At 50.2% G+C, this 16,421-nt stretch carries 15 protein-coding genes; 4 read left to right on the top strand and 11 right to left on the bottom strand.

Annotated elements, in window-relative coordinates:
- Positions 1 to 65: 65 nt before the first annotated feature.
- Together murQ and F4X88_12060 are read right to left on the bottom strand one after the other, a co-directional pair.
- Complete coding sequence (gene murQ, locus F4X88_12065) at positions 66 to 950, bottom strand: N-acetylmuramic acid 6-phosphate etherase (protein ID MYA57026.1); 885 nt, start codon at positions 948 to 950, stop codon at positions 66 to 68.
- A gap of 126 nt (positions 951 to 1,076) precedes the next feature.
- Positions 1,077 to 2,003, bottom strand: coding sequence for an ATPase (locus tag F4X88_12060; protein ID MYA57025.1), 927 nt, complete (start codon positions 2,001 to 2,003; stop codon positions 1,077 to 1,079).
- Between the two features lie 117 nt (positions 2,004 to 2,120).
- Here F4X88_12060 and F4X88_12055 point away from each other — a divergent pair, with 117 nt between their 5' ends.
- Complete coding sequence (locus F4X88_12055; protein MYA57024.1) at positions 2,121 to 3,062, top strand: hypothetical protein; 942 nt, start codon at positions 2,121 to 2,123, stop codon at positions 3,060 to 3,062.
- 97 nt (positions 3,063 to 3,159) lie between these two features.
- On the opposite strand, the gene F4X88_12050 is transcribed toward F4X88_12055, so the two are convergent.
- The 4 genes from F4X88_12050 to F4X88_12035 form a co-directional block, all read right to left on the bottom strand.
- Positions 3,160 to 4,209 (bottom strand): BMP family ABC transporter substrate-binding protein, encoded by a 1,050-nt coding sequence (locus F4X88_12050; protein ID MYA57023.1) that lies wholly within the window; start codon positions 4,207 to 4,209, stop codon positions 3,160 to 3,162.
- 79 nt (positions 4,210 to 4,288) lie between these two features.
- On the bottom strand, positions 4,289 to 4,738 hold the full coding sequence (locus F4X88_12045; GenBank protein ID MYA57022.1) for an NUDIX hydrolase: 450 nt from the start codon (positions 4,736 to 4,738) through the stop codon (positions 4,289 to 4,291).
- Positions 4,739 to 4,755: 17 nt separating this feature from the next.
- Entirely contained in the window at positions 4,756 to 6,375 is a 1,620-nt protein-coding gene (gene ggt, locus F4X88_12040; GenBank protein ID MYA57021.1) for a gamma-glutamyltransferase, read from the bottom strand.
- A 32-nt stretch (positions 6,376 to 6,407) separates the two neighbouring features.
- A complete protein-coding gene (locus F4X88_12035; protein MYA57020.1) occupies positions 6,408 to 6,683 on the bottom strand; it encodes a glutaredoxin family protein in 276 nt (91 codons plus the stop codon).
- 345 nt (positions 6,684 to 7,028) lie between these two features.
- Between F4X88_12035 and F4X88_12030 the strand changes: the two genes are divergently transcribed.
- Both F4X88_12030 and F4X88_12025 read left to right on the top strand, forming a co-directional pair.
- Entirely contained in the window at positions 7,029 to 8,021 is a 993-nt protein-coding gene (locus F4X88_12030) for a Gfo/Idh/MocA family oxidoreductase (protein ID MYA57019.1), read from the top strand.
- 198 nt (positions 8,022 to 8,219) lie between these two features.
- Entirely contained in the window at positions 8,220 to 8,756 is a 537-nt protein-coding gene (locus F4X88_12025; GenBank protein MYA57018.1) for a hypothetical protein, read from the top strand.
- 17 nt (positions 8,757 to 8,773) lie between these two features.
- Here F4X88_12025 and F4X88_12020 read toward each other — a convergent pair whose 3' ends face one another.
- The 5 genes from F4X88_12020 to F4X88_12000 form a co-directional block, all read right to left on the bottom strand.
- Positions 8,774 to 9,718: a hypothetical protein gene (locus tag F4X88_12020; GenBank protein MYA57017.1), complete on the bottom strand. Its 945-nt coding sequence runs from the start codon at positions 9,716 to 9,718 to the stop codon at positions 8,774 to 8,776.
- A gap of 58 nt (positions 9,719 to 9,776) precedes the next feature.
- Positions 9,777 to 10,811, bottom strand: a complete 1,035-nt coding sequence (locus F4X88_12015) for a zinc-binding alcohol dehydrogenase (protein ID MYA57016.1) — start codon at positions 10,809 to 10,811, stop codon at positions 9,777 to 9,779.
- 106 nt (positions 10,812 to 10,917) lie between these two features.
- A complete protein-coding gene (locus F4X88_12010) occupies positions 10,918 to 11,100 on the bottom strand; it encodes a hypothetical protein (protein ID MYA57015.1) in 183 nt (60 codons plus the stop codon).
- Between the two features lie 39 nt (positions 11,101 to 11,139).
- A complete protein-coding gene (locus tag F4X88_12005) occupies positions 11,140 to 12,573 on the bottom strand; it encodes a DUF1501 domain-containing protein (GenBank protein MYA57014.1) in 1,434 nt (477 codons plus the stop codon).
- A gap of 56 nt (positions 12,574 to 12,629) precedes the next feature.
- A complete protein-coding gene (locus tag F4X88_12000; protein MYA57013.1) occupies positions 12,630 to 15,713 on the bottom strand; it encodes a DUF1553 domain-containing protein in 3,084 nt (1,027 codons plus the stop codon).
- A gap of 235 nt (positions 15,714 to 15,948) precedes the next feature.
- On the opposite strand from F4X88_12000, the gene F4X88_11995 reads away from it, so the two are divergent.
- Complete coding sequence (locus tag F4X88_11995) at positions 15,949 to 16,416, top strand: NUDIX domain-containing protein (GenBank protein MYA57012.1); 468 nt, start codon at positions 15,949 to 15,951, stop codon at positions 16,414 to 16,416.
- Positions 16,417 to 16,421: the final 5 nt, after the last annotated feature.

Below are 16,421 nucleotides of genomic sequence, written 5' to 3'. Positions count from 1 at the left end.
ATCCGATCTTGCCTTCAATGAGAAGCGGGGAAAATTAGAGCAGAAATCCAATCGTTAAAAGTTTTTTAATCAAGAATCTGCCTTAGAAATCCTCCATGTTTTTCTAAGAGTGTGTTCGCGTCCGTTGGATTCAGTCCTTTTGTGAGCATTACAATAGCGAGTTTGGCGCGACCGTCTGCTCGTGCTAATGTTGCCTCAGCCACCGCGGCATCAACCCCAGTGACGGCTTGGACAATCCGAACGCTCCGCGCGACCAATTTCGTGTTAGAGGCGTGGACATCTACCATCAGGTTGTTGTAGACCTTACCCAGTTTGATCATAGAAACAGTCGTCAACATGTTCAGAACCAGTTTCGTGGCTGTCCCTGCTTTCAGTCGGGTCGAGCCTGCAATGATTTCTGGACCGACAATTGGTGTGATGAAATGCGTCACCCAGTTTTTCAATTCCTCAGGCGGTGGAACACAGCAGAGAAATATTGTTGTTGCACCAATGGTATGCGCCTCTTTCAAAGCACCTATCACGTAAGGGGTCTGTCCGCTGCTTGCGATTCCGACAAGCACATCTTGCGATGTGAGGTGTCGCTCTCGGACAGCCCGCATGCCACTGTCGGGTTTATCCTCTTCTCCTTCCACCGAGCGACGTAAGGCGATGTCCCCACCGGCAATTATCCCTTGAACCATTTCCGGGGACGTGCTAAAGGTCGGTGGACATTCAGAAGCATCCAACACCCCGAGTCTACCGCTCGTGCCAGCACCGGCATAAAAGAGTCTGCCCCCAGTGCGGAAGGCAGCAACGCATAATTCAATGGCATCTGCAATCGCTTCGGACTCCGCTTCTACTGCCTCCATCGCTTTCCGGTCTTCTTCATGGAAAATCCGGACGATTTCTGGTGTTGACTTCAGATCGATGTCAACAGAATTCAGGTTTTGCTGTTCCGTTTTTTTAATTATCCCTTGCGGTTCGGTGAGGCGGGTTTAGATATTGACGTGCCTTTCCGTATATCTGAAGAAACGCCCCAGCAAAAACCCCTCCATTTCATTACGGGCTAACGTTTTAAACTGTTAAACTAAAGCCTATTAACCTGACACAGGGTCCTTCTGCAAACTTGCTTGTGCTAACAACACGGCACCGTAGGCCGGCTCATGTTTCGGGAGTTGCACCGATGCCGTTGGTCGGATCCTCGCAAACCGGTGTCGGAGTTTGTCGGCGAACATCCTTTGATGGATGAGATTCCCACCACTGAGAACAATATCAAACGGCTCTGTGAATTCTAACTGTTCAATTACACTGACTGCGGCACAAACGAGTTCATCAGCCGCTTCGTCAACGATGTCTTCAGCCACTGTATCCGTTATGCGGACAGTCTCAAATACCACCGCTGCTAACTGCGCAATCGCATCTCGACTCGCGGCGTGCGTCCACCGAATCAGTTCGCTCGGTTCGTTGAGTTCAAGTCTATTGAGGATTCGGTCTGTCAAGTCGGTTGGATCACCTCTGCCGTCAGCAGCACGAGCGACGGCTTGGAGTCCCTTTATCGCAATGGCGTAACCACTCCCTTCATCTCCAAGGAGGTATCCCCATCCACTCGCGCGGGCTTCTCTCCCATGGGTATTGATGCCGTAGGCAATCGCACCCGTTCCAGAGATGACGATTACACCTTCCTGTTTCTCCGTGCCACCCACGAGAGCGATGTGTGCGTCGTGGGTTAATATCCGATTTTGGCAGATGCCGAGTTCATCACAGATCCGTCCAATCACTTCTCGGTCTGCGGCGCGTCCCAAACCAGCCATACCCAAACAACACTGAACAGGACTCCCTAATGGAACACCTGCTTTTTCGTGAAGCTCCGCGATGATATTTTCCAAAACCGCTTGTGTCTCTGCCTCACCAACGACGTGGTAATTTGCGGGTCCTGATTCCACTTCTGCAAGGGGGTGCCCCGTTTCTGTTGCCAGAATACCTGTCGTTTTCGTTCCACCGCCATCAATTCCAATGATGTACATGATACTTTGGAGTAATATCCTTGTAAGAACTTGACAATTCGGCTTGCATCCTCTATAATGTAGTTTACACGATTTAGCAAATAGTTGCAAATAAATTTTTACAGTAGGTGCCTCAAAATGCAGAATAGAAACTACATCGCGCTCATCATTTTATGTGGAACGCTTGTATACTTCGGTTGCTCCCAAGATACGGTACAATTTGAATGGCGACAACTTGAAAGCGGAACGGGTGAACATCTTTACGGCATCCATTTTATAGACACGAAACACGGATGGGCAGTCGGTACTGGTGGAACGGTACTCTCTACGGTTGACGGTGGAATCTCTTGGAAGGTGGCTTCCATTTCACACGCCACGCTGACACAGGTTAATTTCGCCACCCCAAACAACGGCTGGACAGTCAGCATTGGACAGGTGCATTACACCGGCAGTGGGGGCGCCTCGTGGAACTTGCAACATCAAGCACGCGGGATCGGTAAGACCCCGCCTGGCATCTTGGATCTTCATTTTGTTGATACGACGCATGGCTGGGCAGTTGGCGGGAAAGGGACAGTGCTCAAAACAGAGAATGGCGGAAGCCGTTGGGAAAATCAAAGGGATCTGTCAAATAAACATCTATGGGGTGTGTATTTTGTCGACCCAGCACACGGGTGGATTGTCGGTGAGGAGGGTGAAATTCTCCATACTCAAGATGGCGGAAACCGGTGGGTTCAACAGCGAAGTAACGCCGAGCAGCCTTTATTCGCTGTCCATTTTGTAAATGTGACGCACGGCTGGATTGTCGGGACAAACGGCTTGATTCTCCATACCACTGATGGTGGCATAACGTGGGTTCGACAAAAAACGCCTGTGAATCAGACTTTGCGAGACATCGCCTTCCGAGACGAAAAACGCGGATGGGCAGTCGGTGAAAACGGCTTGATCCTCCATACAACAGACAGTGGTAACACCTGGAATCGCTATCCTACACCTGCTCAGCATAACTTGCAGGATATCCATCTGCAGAAAAATGCCGGGTGGATTGTTGGGGCAAAGGGGACTATCCTACGGGGACATTAGGATTCAAGCCCTATGCGCGTCCTAAATTAATCGGGTTTGTAGAGCCAAATTCCAGTGATTCAGCTCTACTCGTCCAGTGAATTTCTAACTATAGGCTCTATTCGCGCGGAAGTGAAACTGTATCAGGAACAACGATCTCGCCAGCAATGATCTTTGCTTTCAATGATTCAACGGTCGCTATCATGTCGTCCGAAAGCAAGGATTGGTTGTGTTCATCGACGGCATAACTCACACTACCATCCTTGAGTCCGAAGTATCGGATACCTGCCATAAAATTTTCGTCAACGGCTTCTCGGATGATGTGCTCCACAGAAGTTGAAATCTCTTTGGTCATACTCGTTAGGACAATGCCTGGGGCAAGATGGTTACCGTTGGAGTCAACCCAAATTATAAATTTTTGTTGTTCTTGGGCGGCTTCAAGGACCCCTTGACCCGACCCACCCGCGGCGACGTAAATTACATCAATACCGCTTTCATATTGTGCCAACGCCAATTCTTTTGCTTTTTCAGGTTGACCGAAACCGGTTACATCCTCGCTGATGTATTCTACGGAGATTGTTGCATCTGGATTGATCGCTTGAATTCCGGCGACGTAACCCCCTTCAAACTCGCGTAACAACGGAACATCCACTCCACCAATATAACCGATTTTACCGCTCTCTGATTTTAAAGCCGCAATTGCTCCAACCAGAAACGACCCTTCATTGGATTTGTAGTTCACGGAAGCCACATTTGGAATATCAAGGACAACATCAAAGATTGCAAATTGGACATCAGGAAATTCAGGCGCTATCATCGCCAGAGGCTCTCCCATCTGATAGCCCGCTGTTAAAACGAGGTCCGAATTTTGTGCAGCTTCTCTTAACAACATTTCTGACACCGTCGCATCGTCTTCCACCCCGCTAACCTCAGTGAGACTAATTCCAAGTCCTGTCTCTGCTGCTCTTACACCGATATGGAAGGCATCACAGTAAGCCGCTGAGCCAACGCAATCGCTGGGATATATCATGGTTACGCGCAGTGGTGTTATATCTGTTTCACTCGGTGGTTCAGTGAGAATAACATCCTGAATTGTCTCGCAACCACAGATGAAAATTAACCCGAACGCTATAAAAAAGTATTTGTTAAAAATGATAAAATTCTTCACATTTCCTCCCGAAAACACTTTGCCGAAATATAAAGTTTGAAAAATTTTGCTTCGTTAACGAAATGGACCCATTTTGGTCTCACAGGAAACATTCCTCACAAACCTGATACGGGTCATTGGTGTAAACGCGATAAATGACACGCCCCGAAAAATTGAGCATATCTTTCATTCTGTCATAAATAGCCGGATGGGATATACGTGGCAGAGCGGAATGACGTGCAACCCATTCGGTTTCTAAGCTCTCAGGGCTTGTTGTTAATTCACCGGAGACATAATCCCCTAAGAAACCAAACGCCAATTTAGTAGGCGCTTTGATGTTTGAGTAGACACCGACCAGCGACCCAATTGAGGCAATGACGCCAGACTCCTCTTGAATTTCACGTTGGAGTGCCTCAATAAGGTTTTCACCTTCTTCGACCTGACCACCCGGAAACTCCCAACCACGACGTGGACTCCGTATGAGCAAGATTTTACCGTCGGGATGACTGATCAAGCCAGAGACGGCAACAATGTGTTGCGGATGGTCCATTTAACCCTCACTTTCACTTACACACCGATTGCATACCCATCGCGCCGTGGGTCAGCCCCACCCATGAAACTTCTCTCTTCGGTATCAAAGGCGATTCCCTGTCCGCCGCCGACAGTGGCAGTCCAATCGGGCAATACCTCTACCTCATGTCCACGTGCTTCCAATGCCGCACGGACAGCAGCAGGAATGCGTCCCTCCATACTGACATGCGTTCCCGGATTTATCAACCGAACGCGCGGTGCTTCAATCGCCGCTTGCACGTTCATCCCGTGTTCAATCAGGTTCAACACCATCTGTAACGTCGTTTGAAGGATGCCGTGGCTTCCGGGGGTGCCAATCGCCGCGAACGGATTTCCGTCCTTCCAAACTTGGCACGGCGACATACACATCTCTATCCGTTTATGCGGTCCAACGGCGTTTGGACTCTCTGGGATTCTATCGAACCAGTTCATGAAATTGTTGAGAAACATGCCGGTCGATCCAAGGATCACCCCTGATCCGAAAGGTTGTCCGAGACTCTGTGTCACTGCCACGATATTGCCCTCTGCATCGGCGGTGTCAAAATGGGTTGTGCACTCGGTGGTCCAGTCGTCCGCTCGGATTTCACCGGGAAGTTTGTCCTTTGACCAACGTTCACCCCCGCTGACTGCGGCTTGTTCACCAATGCGTTCGCGTTGTGCACGTGCGTAATCTTTGGATAACAAGCGTTCAATCGGAGGGTTCGGACGTGGGGCATACTCGGCTCTATCCGCGCTCGCTAACTTAATCGCTTCAATCAGCAAGTGTAGGTATTCCGGGGTATTGTGTCCGAGTTCACCGAGGGCATCGTTTTCCAAGATGTTGAGCGTTTCCAAATACTGAATGCCAGCACACGGCGGGGGTGGACAGTAGACCTCGTAATCCTTGTAGGTAACGGAGATCGGGTCCTGCCACTCCACCTCAAAGTCGGCTAAATCCTTTTCGGTAATCAGTCCATCGGTCTCTTCCGAAAAGCGGACGATCTCTTTGGCGATGTCGCCGCGATAGAACGCCTCCGCGCCGCCTTCAGCAACTTGACGGAATGTGTTGGCTAAATCCTGTTGGACCAAGACCTCGCCAGGGAGTGGTGTTCTCCCTCGTGAAGCGATTACCTCTTCGGCTCTCTCGGAGAAATAGGGACGGGCACCAGCGATGAATTCCGCATTCTTGACGGTGACGGCGTATCCATTTTCTGCCAATTCAATTGCCGGGGAAAAGATGTCGGCGTGATCCATACTTCCGTAGCGTTCTAAAAGGGCGAGCCAGCCACCACAGCCACCAGGGACCATACCGGCACGAATGCCAATCTGTTGACTTTCGAGTGTCGGATAGACATCCAGCGTCGCTGCGTAAGGTGCAGTGCCCAGATAATCTATCACGCGGTGCGTTTTTTCCTTCGCGTTATAGAGCAACATATACCCGTTACCCGCGATCCCCGACATGTAAGGTTCAACGACGTTGAGCGTTGAAGCGACAGCAACTGCTGCATCAAAGGCATTACCGCCAGCGAGCAGCATACGTGCACCCGCAAGACTCGCAAGCGGATGCGCACTCGTCGCCATGCCGCGTGTACCCGTTACAGTGGATCGATGCGTTGTCCCGTGTGATGGAAAAGCCATGCTTATCTCCTTAGATTTGACATGTGTCGGGATTACAAATCCCTCCTACCGATGAAATACCTCCGAAACCGGTACCATCGGAGCTGCCACACTAACTTCCAATAGGTGGCATGATGTGCAAAAAGTCTTTGCCCATCTAACTCAAGCACAGGAATCAGATGTTTATATTTCGTGAAGAGTCCCAGATTTTTGGTGATGTCGATTTCCTCTATTGCAATAAACGATGTCTTCGCTCCGATACGCTGCAGCACGCTCTTTGCATCGTCGCAGAGCGGACAATCCGGTTTCGTGTAAAACTGGAGTTGCATCGGTTTGGTTCTCAATTTTTTAATTATGTGTCTCTGATCTCTTCTACAAACATTGCATCCCTACGGGTTTTTAAATAATTTAGGACGCTCGCCGTGCCTTAAATGGCAGCCTACAACAATACGCAAAAATACCCTATCAAAAACACGCAGGCGACTCTTGAGCGAAAACCGTCAAAGCACAAATCTCGTTGTTTACCCGCAAGGTATAATTAAAAGAGAGTTTAGCACAAGTCGGCAAAAATCGCACGCACTTTTTGCACCAATCGCTGTGGATTCTGTGATAGAATCATGTTAGACTTTATCTGATGCTTTTGGCAATCATAGGTTTCAAACAGGAGAAAAAACGTGAAATTGAGACTTGCACAATACGGTATTTCCCACGACCACGCTTCGGGGAAAGCCCGTGTCATGAAGGAGAGCGACGAAATTGACTTCGCCGGTGTCTTTGAGCCATCACCAGAAGTCCGAGAGACTTTGGGTCAAAGCGCAGTCTATGACGGCGTTCACTGGTTTACGTCCAAAGAAGAGATACTCGAAGATGAGACAATCGTTGGTGTCGCGGCGCAGGGACGGGTGTCGCAAAATCTCACCTTTGCACGGGAGATCCTTGAGCACGGCAAACATCTGTGGTTCGATAAACCTGCGGGTGATAACCTCGATGAATTTCGGGAGGTTCTGGACCTCGCACGAGACAGGAAGTTGCTCGTTCAACTCGGTTATATGTTCCGATACAATGCTGGCTTCCAGTTTATCCTGGATTGGGTGCATTCCGGCAAACTCGGCGACATTTTTTCTGTTCGAGGACGCATCTCATCGGGACCTTCAAGCGACGCGCATTGGCAACGCTGGGATTCACTCGGTGAACACTCAGGCGGCATTATGTTCATCCTTGCCTGTCATCTCACCGATATTATCGTTGCGTTGCTCGGACGACCCACACACGTGACACCCCTTTCGAGGCACGACGGGCATGACGTCCCGTGGTATCGGAACAATACAGCGGCTGTGTTCGAATATCCCAAAGCGTTGGCGATTCTTGAGTCAACGTCATTGGAAGTGGATGCGGGTAAATCCAGGCGATTGGAGGTCTACGGGACACAGGGCAGTGCGATTCTTGAGCCGCTTGAACCCCCAGTGTTGCGGCTGTGTCTTGACGAAGATCGGGATGGATATGCGAAGGGCTGGCAGACGGTGCTTGTGGAGCCGCGACCGCGTTACGTTGAAAGCCTTCGAGCGTTTGTCGCTGATATTCGAGGCGAGAAATCTCCTGATCGCTCTCTCGACCACGAGTTCGCAGTTCAGGAAACGGTGCTGCGGGCGGCAGGGCTGCGACGGTAATAAAGAAACCGGTTTAATTTTTTGTTGACCTTCTTCTTATCAGTAGGACTTACGCATTTTCTCTTAAAGTCCCCCTGATAAGGGGGATTTAGGGGGTTAAATCACTGAAATAACGGCTTTTTAGGTGAATCTATCGCTTTTTTATTCAATTTGCGTAAGTCCTGAATGGTATTACAATAGCTAAGGGGGATGTAAACGATGTTAGTCGGAGATATAATTAATATCTGTTTTGTCATTGTGTGTCTGTCCCTCTTGGTGGCACCGCCTTGGTATTTATCTTGGAAACAGAGAATGATGGGGCAAGTGCTGTTTCACCTCCCTACGTCCAAAAGCCACAAAGTGCTTTTGAAGCTTGTCATCCTTGTGTGCGCGGGTATCGTTCTTATGCAAATCGTGTTCCTAATCAGGGAGGGTTGGCAGTCTACACCCCAATTTTGGCCCGTGATAGTGGCACCCATATTTTCCCTATTTCGTATGCATTCCGTAAACCGATTTGAAATCAGAGAAGCTGGCATTATCTCTAACGGAAATTTTGTAAAATGGGAGAAACTTAACGCCTTCAAATGGAAAAAAGAGGGGGACTACGCATTAGGACTCGGCAAAGAGGCGTATATCCTTGGTGTGACGAAATCGGGAGACAAATTCCCTTGGTGGCTTGAGTGGGACAAATTTCGAGCCGACCAGCGTCAGAACGCTAATAAACTCCTGTCCGAATACCTACCGAAAACCACTTAAAAATACTGTTATCCCTATTAATCTTCGTCTTCGATAGGGATGATGGGAACGATTGTAACAGGAAATGCAGATGGTTTGTAGTTGCCATCTGGTGCTTTGGTCGGAAATCTGTACTGAGGGTCCGTCAGAAGTTCATATACCGCAGTATCCCCGGTTCTCACCCGCTCTCTGGTATTCAACTCCCATTCAACTTCGAGAGCCTCGCGTCGTCCGGGGAAGTCTTGCGTTCCCAATATCGAGGTCAAAGCCCAGTAGATATACTCCGTAACCATGCAACCGTAGTCACAGGTTTCATCTGTATAGTGATACCAGGCTTCTGCCGGATATCCACTCTTGGGTCCACCTTCCGGTACGTGCTCAAAATATCCGCCACGGGCGGCATCCATGCACTTCGCTAAGATGGATCCCCGTTCCTCACCGAACACCTCGGGGTAAGCGTTGGCATAACCGTGTTGTGTAATGGGATGCAGGATTTCCTCTAATGCACCGTCGTAGTACGAGCCATCGGGGGCATTGATTTTGCCATCAACAAGGAAATCCGGTTTGGTTTCTTCGCCATACAGGTCTTGACCACATCGGTAGCCTGCCTCCTCTATTAGCTCTATTTCCAACCCCTCCATTTCCGCCTCCGTTCCGGGCATAATGATGAAAACGTTTCGGCTCACCAGATGACTGAGAACCCGTGTGTTGTCAGGAACACCGTCTTCGTCGTTATCGAGGTATTGCGCCAAAACGCCTGCGGCGTGAGCGAGTTTATCTTCAGCCGTCGTTGGACTTGCGAAGATGTGAACGCCGAAAACGTTGACATATCTGTCACAGCCCACTTGTCTGAAAACAGAAAATTCGCTCGGCACCGCTACGATTTCAATTTTCGGTGTCACCTCAACACTTCGCATTGTGCTGTCGCCAATAATTTGGGATGAAGCAATCCCCATTAAAATCATCAGGATACCAGCAGTCATAGTTTCCCTTTCTTCCAAACTTATTCTCTTGCTTTCAATTTCACAAGATGGGCGGAGATTAGGCAAATCGAACGCCTAACTTTACATTCTCACCTGGATGCGTCGCAATCTTCGGGTACTCGTCCAACAGATCGTCAAAATCGACAATAGGATATATGACCGGTTCAGATTTCAGGCTGCCATCGCAAAGGAGCCGCCAACTGATTTCAAAGAGTCTCCCTTCATTCCAATTGGGATACTCAGGATTCGGTTCACTACACGCACGTGAGAAGATAATCGTCGGTCGATTGAAATGCGCTTCCGCCCCCAGATCCAATCCTGCAGGGTAGGTCCCGGGCCATGCCCCAGCGACAACCGTTCCGAGATACGTCACACCACGGATCGCGGCTTGAAGTGCCGTGTGATGACCACTATATTCAATGCAAACATCGGCACCTCGTTTGTCGGTGGCTTTTTTAATTTCCAAGCCAGCATCCTCAATTGTTGGGTCGATAACCATATCCGCACCACAGTCGAGGGCAACATTACGACGCAATTCGAGTGGATCAACCCCTATCACGGGGTAGGCACCCGCCAACTTGGCGAGCTGCAGTGCTATCAGTCCGATGCCCCCCATTCCAAAGACTGCGACAGCATCTCCAATGCGGATGTGCCCGTCGCGCACCGCACCCAAGGCAAAGTCTGTGGGATCCAGACAAACGGCTGCCTGCCACGGCACACCCTCAGGGAGTTTTCGTGTGCCTGCTGCATTCCACACATGTTCTTCGCGGAAGGCACTGTGCCGAAAAACTCGCTCGCCGACCTCAATATCGGTAACGTCCGCACCAATCTCAGTTACCTCGCCGACGCACATATTCCCAAGTCCTGAAGGATAGTTCACCATCCCGCCGGAGCCGTTTGCTCGAAATATTTTATATTCGCCATCGTAGCCACCGCGGGGACCGGCATATCCCTTATATGATGCCATCTCTGAACCGTGTTTGGCGGCACCAAACTGACTCTTGACCCGAATTTCATTTGCTTGCAAGGGGTGACTTTCATACTCTCGGAAAGCGACCTGTTCTTGCGCGGGGGCAATGAGTTCTCTTAACATACTTTTAATTTATCTCCTCCTGGTAATTTGTGTCCTCAAAGGTAAAATCAAAAACCGTAGCCCCTAACGTAGTGGAGGGCGGGTTGAGGAAAGGCACATCACAGTTCTAACCTACAGCGATTTTCTGTTGAGCGACGTGCATTTCCATGACTTTATCAATTCTGGAGAGCCTTTCGGTGGAAATCCCAACGGCTTCAGGCACCAACGTAGGGAGCCCATCGCCGAAGACAGATACCGTTAAAAGCAACAAGAACGAGATGTGTACTAAAATCCTGCTTGCTTTTTTCATCAAATTCCCTTTAATATCCACAGAGTGCACCTGCTCCTTTTAAGCCAAAATGTCGCGGACGACATGCCCGTGGACATCGGTGAGGCGAAAATCTCGTCCTTGGAAACGGTAGACCAGTTTTTCGTGGTTAATCCCAAAGAGGTGAAGCATCGTAGCATGGAAGTCGTGAACATGCACGATATTTTCAACGGCATTATATCCCAACTCATCGGTGTTCCCGTAACTCATACCACCCTTGATGCCACCGCCAGCCATCCACATCGAGAATCCCTTGATGTGGTGATCGCGTCCGGTGCCTTGCGCCATGGGTGTCCGGCCAAACTCCCCGCCCCAAATCACCAAAGTGTCATCCAACATACCGCGCTGTTTCAAATCATTGACGAGCGCAGCGGTTGCCTTATCAACATAGCCTGAGGTTGTCTTGATAGCGTTTTCAATACCGCCGTGGTGATCCCAGCCGCGGTGGTAAAGTTGGATGAACCGCACCCCGCGCTCTGCCAACCGTCGTGCGAGGAGACAGTTTGAAGCGTAGGATCCGTCACCGGGCTCCGCACCGTAAGCATCCAGAACGTGCTGCGGTTCTTTGGAAATGTCGGTCAACTCCGGGACACTCGTCTGCATTCGGAACGCCATTTCGTACTGACTAATCCGCGTCGAAATTGCAGGGTCTTCTACAGTCTCATCGAGCATGCCGTTCAAGGTTTGAACGGCATCCACAACGTCTCGTTGCTGTTCGGTATTGACACCGCCAGGGTTCGTGACGTAGTGAACCGGATCGCCGGTCGAATGGAACTGAACGCCTTGAAACTGACCTGGAAGAAACCCACTATGCCACTGCCGTGTTGCGATCGGTTGGTCCTGTCCGCCGCCAGAGGAGGTGAGGACGACGTAACCCGGCAGATTTTCATTCTCACTCCCAAGTCCGTAGAGCAGCCACGAACCCATGCTCGGTCTGCCGGCGATTGCAGTGCCAGTGTTCATGAAAGTATGTGCCGGATCGTGGTTAATCTGCTCGGTTTTCAGGGAGCGCACAATACAAATATCGTCGGCGAGACTTCCAATATGTGGAAACGCCGAACTCATCTCCTGCCCTGACTGTCCATACTTTTTGAATTCATGGGTCGGACCGAGGCATTTCAGTGAATCCGCTTGTCCTTGGAGTTGTGCGATCGGTTGCCCCTCCGTGAAAGACTTCGGCATCGGTTGCCCGTGGAGTTCCGCCAATTGCGGTTTGTAATCCAAAGTCTCTAAATGGGAAGGACCGCCTGCCATACAGAGATGAATAATACGTTTCGCTTTCGGCGGTACATGTGGTGCGGTAACAATACCCTGCCACCGTTCAATCTCCGGTGCAGCACCCAGCATCGCTGGTGTCAGCAGGGATCCGAGCGCAAGCGACCCGATGCCGCGCACGCTTTTCCCTAAAAATGTACGCCTCGTGAGGCGAAGATCGGTTTCTTTATGAATATCCATAGCTATAATACCTCCTATTCGCTATCATGAGGTTAGGAACTCCAAACTGTTCACTTCTAATATCGCATTATCGTCTCATGCAAATTCAATATTACCCGTGCGACAGAAGTCCATGCCGCTAATTCGTCAGGGGCAATGTCTTCTGTCATAGGCGCTTCACCCGTTGAGACGAGAGCGTTAGCGGCATCAAGGTGGGCAGTATATTCGGCTTGATGCTTCTCATAGAGATTTGTTATAATCTCTAATTCCTTCGGCTGCGGCATCCGAGACAGGGTCCACTGATATGCCCAGTTGATACGCTCAGCCACGGATTCACCACCCTCTTGGATAATCCGCGCCGCAAAGACGCGCGCCGCCTCAACATAACTTGGGTCGTTGAGGAGCGTCAGCGCTTGCATCGGGGTATTAGAGGTCGCCCGCTCAGCGGTACACTCCTGACGACTCGGGGCATCGAACGCCATCATACTCGGATGCAAGAAAGTGCGTTGCCAGTGTGTGTAAAGCCCACGACGATATTGATTCTCTCCTGTATCGTGCATATAAACCCGCTTCGGAAAATTTAGATTTGCGTAATAACCCGTCGGTTGGTAAGGTCTCACACTCGGACCCCCAATTTTGGGAATAAGAAGTCCACTCAGCATCAAGGCATTGTCGCGGACCGCCTCAGCGTCGAGTCTCCAGCGGGATTGGCGTGCCAACAAGCGATTGTAAGCGTCCTTCTCCTCCAATACCTCGTTGGATTTCGAGGCTTGGCGATAGGTGTTTGAGGTGACAAGGAGTTTTACAATATGCTTAACGTTCCAACCGCTCTCCACAAATTCGACAGCGAGCCAGTCAAGCAGCTCAGGATGTGTCGGCGATTCGCCTTGGGCACCGAGGTCATCCAGGACGCCGGATAATCCAGTCCCGAAATAGAGTGCCCAAAGCCGATTGACAAACGTCCGGGCAGTGAGCGGGTTGTCCTTTGACGCTATCCACTGTGCGAGTTCTAAACGGGTCGGTCGGCGGTTTTTGATACCGAGGTCACCCAGGAATGCCGGTATCATCGGTTCGACGATCTCGCCCGAATCGTCCATCCAGTTACCCCTCGGTAACACGCGTGTCGTCCGCGGGAGTGTGGACACAGTGGTAAGTGAGTAAGGAATTTGCGCTTCGAGTTCGCCCTTCTGCTTCTGTAAATCTGAAATCTGATTTCGGATACCGTCAAGCGCAGGTGTGATCCGGCGATACTCCGCGGCAATCTGCTCGCGCTGATGTGTCGTCCTGACAGACGCATCGACCTGAATCGCTGCGATGACCTCTTCCCTATGTGTGTGCTTCACCGCCGAGCCGCGAGTCGTTGCGACACCAGCCATATCCCAATAAGCCGTGCCACCAAACTGCACGAAAGCGATTCCGTTCAGGACGCTCTCGGGTTCCAACCCAACGTCTGCTGGATCTATCTCAAGACGTACCCACTCGCCAACTGCAGGTAACGGTCCCATCGGCTTGTGAGCAGGTGTATCGCTTCCAATCTCACCGAAGTTAATCTTGTCTTCACCCCAAAATGCTCGGTGGTCCCAATTGCCGTCGTTCCATTGGAGCATGACGGTTTCTGGTGGTGATTCGGGATCAAGCCAGATGTATGCAAAGAGTCGGTCCCCTTCTGCTACGGTGAATTTTCGATTCGCGCCACGGAAGGCGTGCTGGACGGTCTTGCCGGCTTCCGCTGTCTGCTTCCGTGAGTATAATTTACTGAAAACAGGTGCCTCATTTTTCCCGACGAATTCCCATGTGCCCTCAGTCCTACCCCCGTTTGCTTGGGCATCGTCTACCCACGCGAAATCGGAGGGCTCTGTTGCGTCGAGCAGTGAAAGCACCTCGTTCTCCCATTCTGTTTGCTCGGCTTCCAATGCGGGTGATGATGTCTTGAATACCTGTTGCAATTTCGCCAATTCGTCGTCAATATCCTGGAGTACTGATTCTTGGGTAGATGTCGGTAACATTACGACGGGTTCCCATTTACTTCTACCGGGGTATACCCCCGGTCCCTCTACATCAGCGAAAAACGCAGCGAAACTGTAAAAATCCTTCGCGGTATACGGATCAAACTTGTGGTCGTGACACTGCGCACAACCGAGCGTCGCACCCAGCCAGACAGACGCAGTCGTGCGTACCCGGTCAGCAGCATAGATCGCGAGATACTCCTTCGCTTGCGCACCACCTTCTGAGGTTGTCTGATTCAGACGGTTATAACCAACAGCGATCTTTTGTGCCGGCGTTGGATTCGGCAGGAGATCACCTGCAAGGTTTTCGACCGTAAATTGATCAAACGGCATGTTGTCGTTAAACGCTTTTATTACATAGTCACGATAGGGCCAGATACTCACATTTTCGTCAGCATGGTAACCACTCGTATCCGCATAGCGCACCAGATCGAGCCAGTACATCGCCATCTGTTCACCGTATTGCGGTTCGGATAGAAGTCTGTTGACAAGCGATTGATATGCATCGGGGTTTTCATCTCCTAAGAACTGCTCTACTTCGGCAGGTGTAGGCAACAATCCGGTGAGATCGAAACTCAAACGACGAATAAGTGTTCGTTTATCCGCTTCCACTGACGGGGTGAGGCCTTCTGCTTCTAATCTCCCAAGTATGAAGGCATCGATGGGGTTGCGGACCCATCCTGTGTTCTCAACAGTAGCCGGTTCAACCCGTTCGGGGAGACTGTAAACCCAGTGTTCTTCCCATTCTGCACCTTCAGCAATCCATTGGATGAGGGTGTCAATATCTTTCTGCGTCGGCTGTCGATTGGAAATCTGCGGTGGCATCCGTTGGTCGATGTTTTCGTGTGTGATGCGTAGGACCAATTCGCTGTTTTCCGGTTCACCCGGCACGATAATCGGATAACCACTCGGCGCGGAGAAGGCACCCTCCTTTGTGTCAAGCCGTAGGTTCGCTTGCCGGACCGCGGGATCGGGACCGTGACACGCAAAGCATTTATCCGACAATATCGGCAGAACATCACGGTCGAATTGAAGCTTCTCAGCATAGACAGGTTGTAGGACAATAGCGAGTCCTAACAGGAGTAATACAAAGCTCACACAACGCGTGCAAACCCATCTTCGAGAGTTTAAAGGTGATAACTGTGTCTGGGACATTATGGAATATCTCCTCCATTTCTTCTGTACGGGTGATGTCAACCCCCGACAGTGACGTAAATCTTGCCATCCTCAAAATTGCTTGATTGCTCAATAGTGTATCATGAAAGCGAAATATGTGCAAGCAAATCCCGCGAACTACAGATGCCACTTTCACCAATTTTACTGAATTTTAATTATACTTTAGAGTATTATACTTTGGAGTATTATATTGGGCACAGATGGAGAGAGGGAAATGGCTAAAATTATTACGGGGCATCGCGTTGGGCAAAATGGCATAATCCGTGTCGGATGTTCGGCTGTTATTTTTCACAAGAATCGCGACAAGATTCTATTAACGAGACGCGAAGATAACAACCAGTGGTGCTTACCCGGTGGAGGGATGGAGCCCGGAGAAAGTGCAAGCGAAGCATGTGTACGAGAAGTTGAAGAAGAAACAAGGTTGCAAGTCACCATAAAACGCTTAATCGGTGTTTACACAACCCCACACCAATTAATTGTGTATCAAGACGGGAACAAAATCCAATTGGTGGCTTTATGCTTCGAGGCAGAAGTTGTCGGTGGTGAACTCCGGCTGAGTTGCGAAACCACCGAATACGGATATTTCTCCTATCAAGCGATACAAGAATTGGATCTGCTTTTGAACCATACACAGCGTATCAAAGATGCTTATAGCGGAGAAATGACGACTTTTATCAGATGACGGCT

Source organism: Candidatus Poribacteria bacterium, assembly GCA_009839745.1.
Lineage (GTDB): Bacteria > Poribacteria > WGA-4E > WGA-4E > WGA-3G > WGA-3G.
This window is presented reverse-complemented; position numbering and strand designations above follow the sequence as displayed.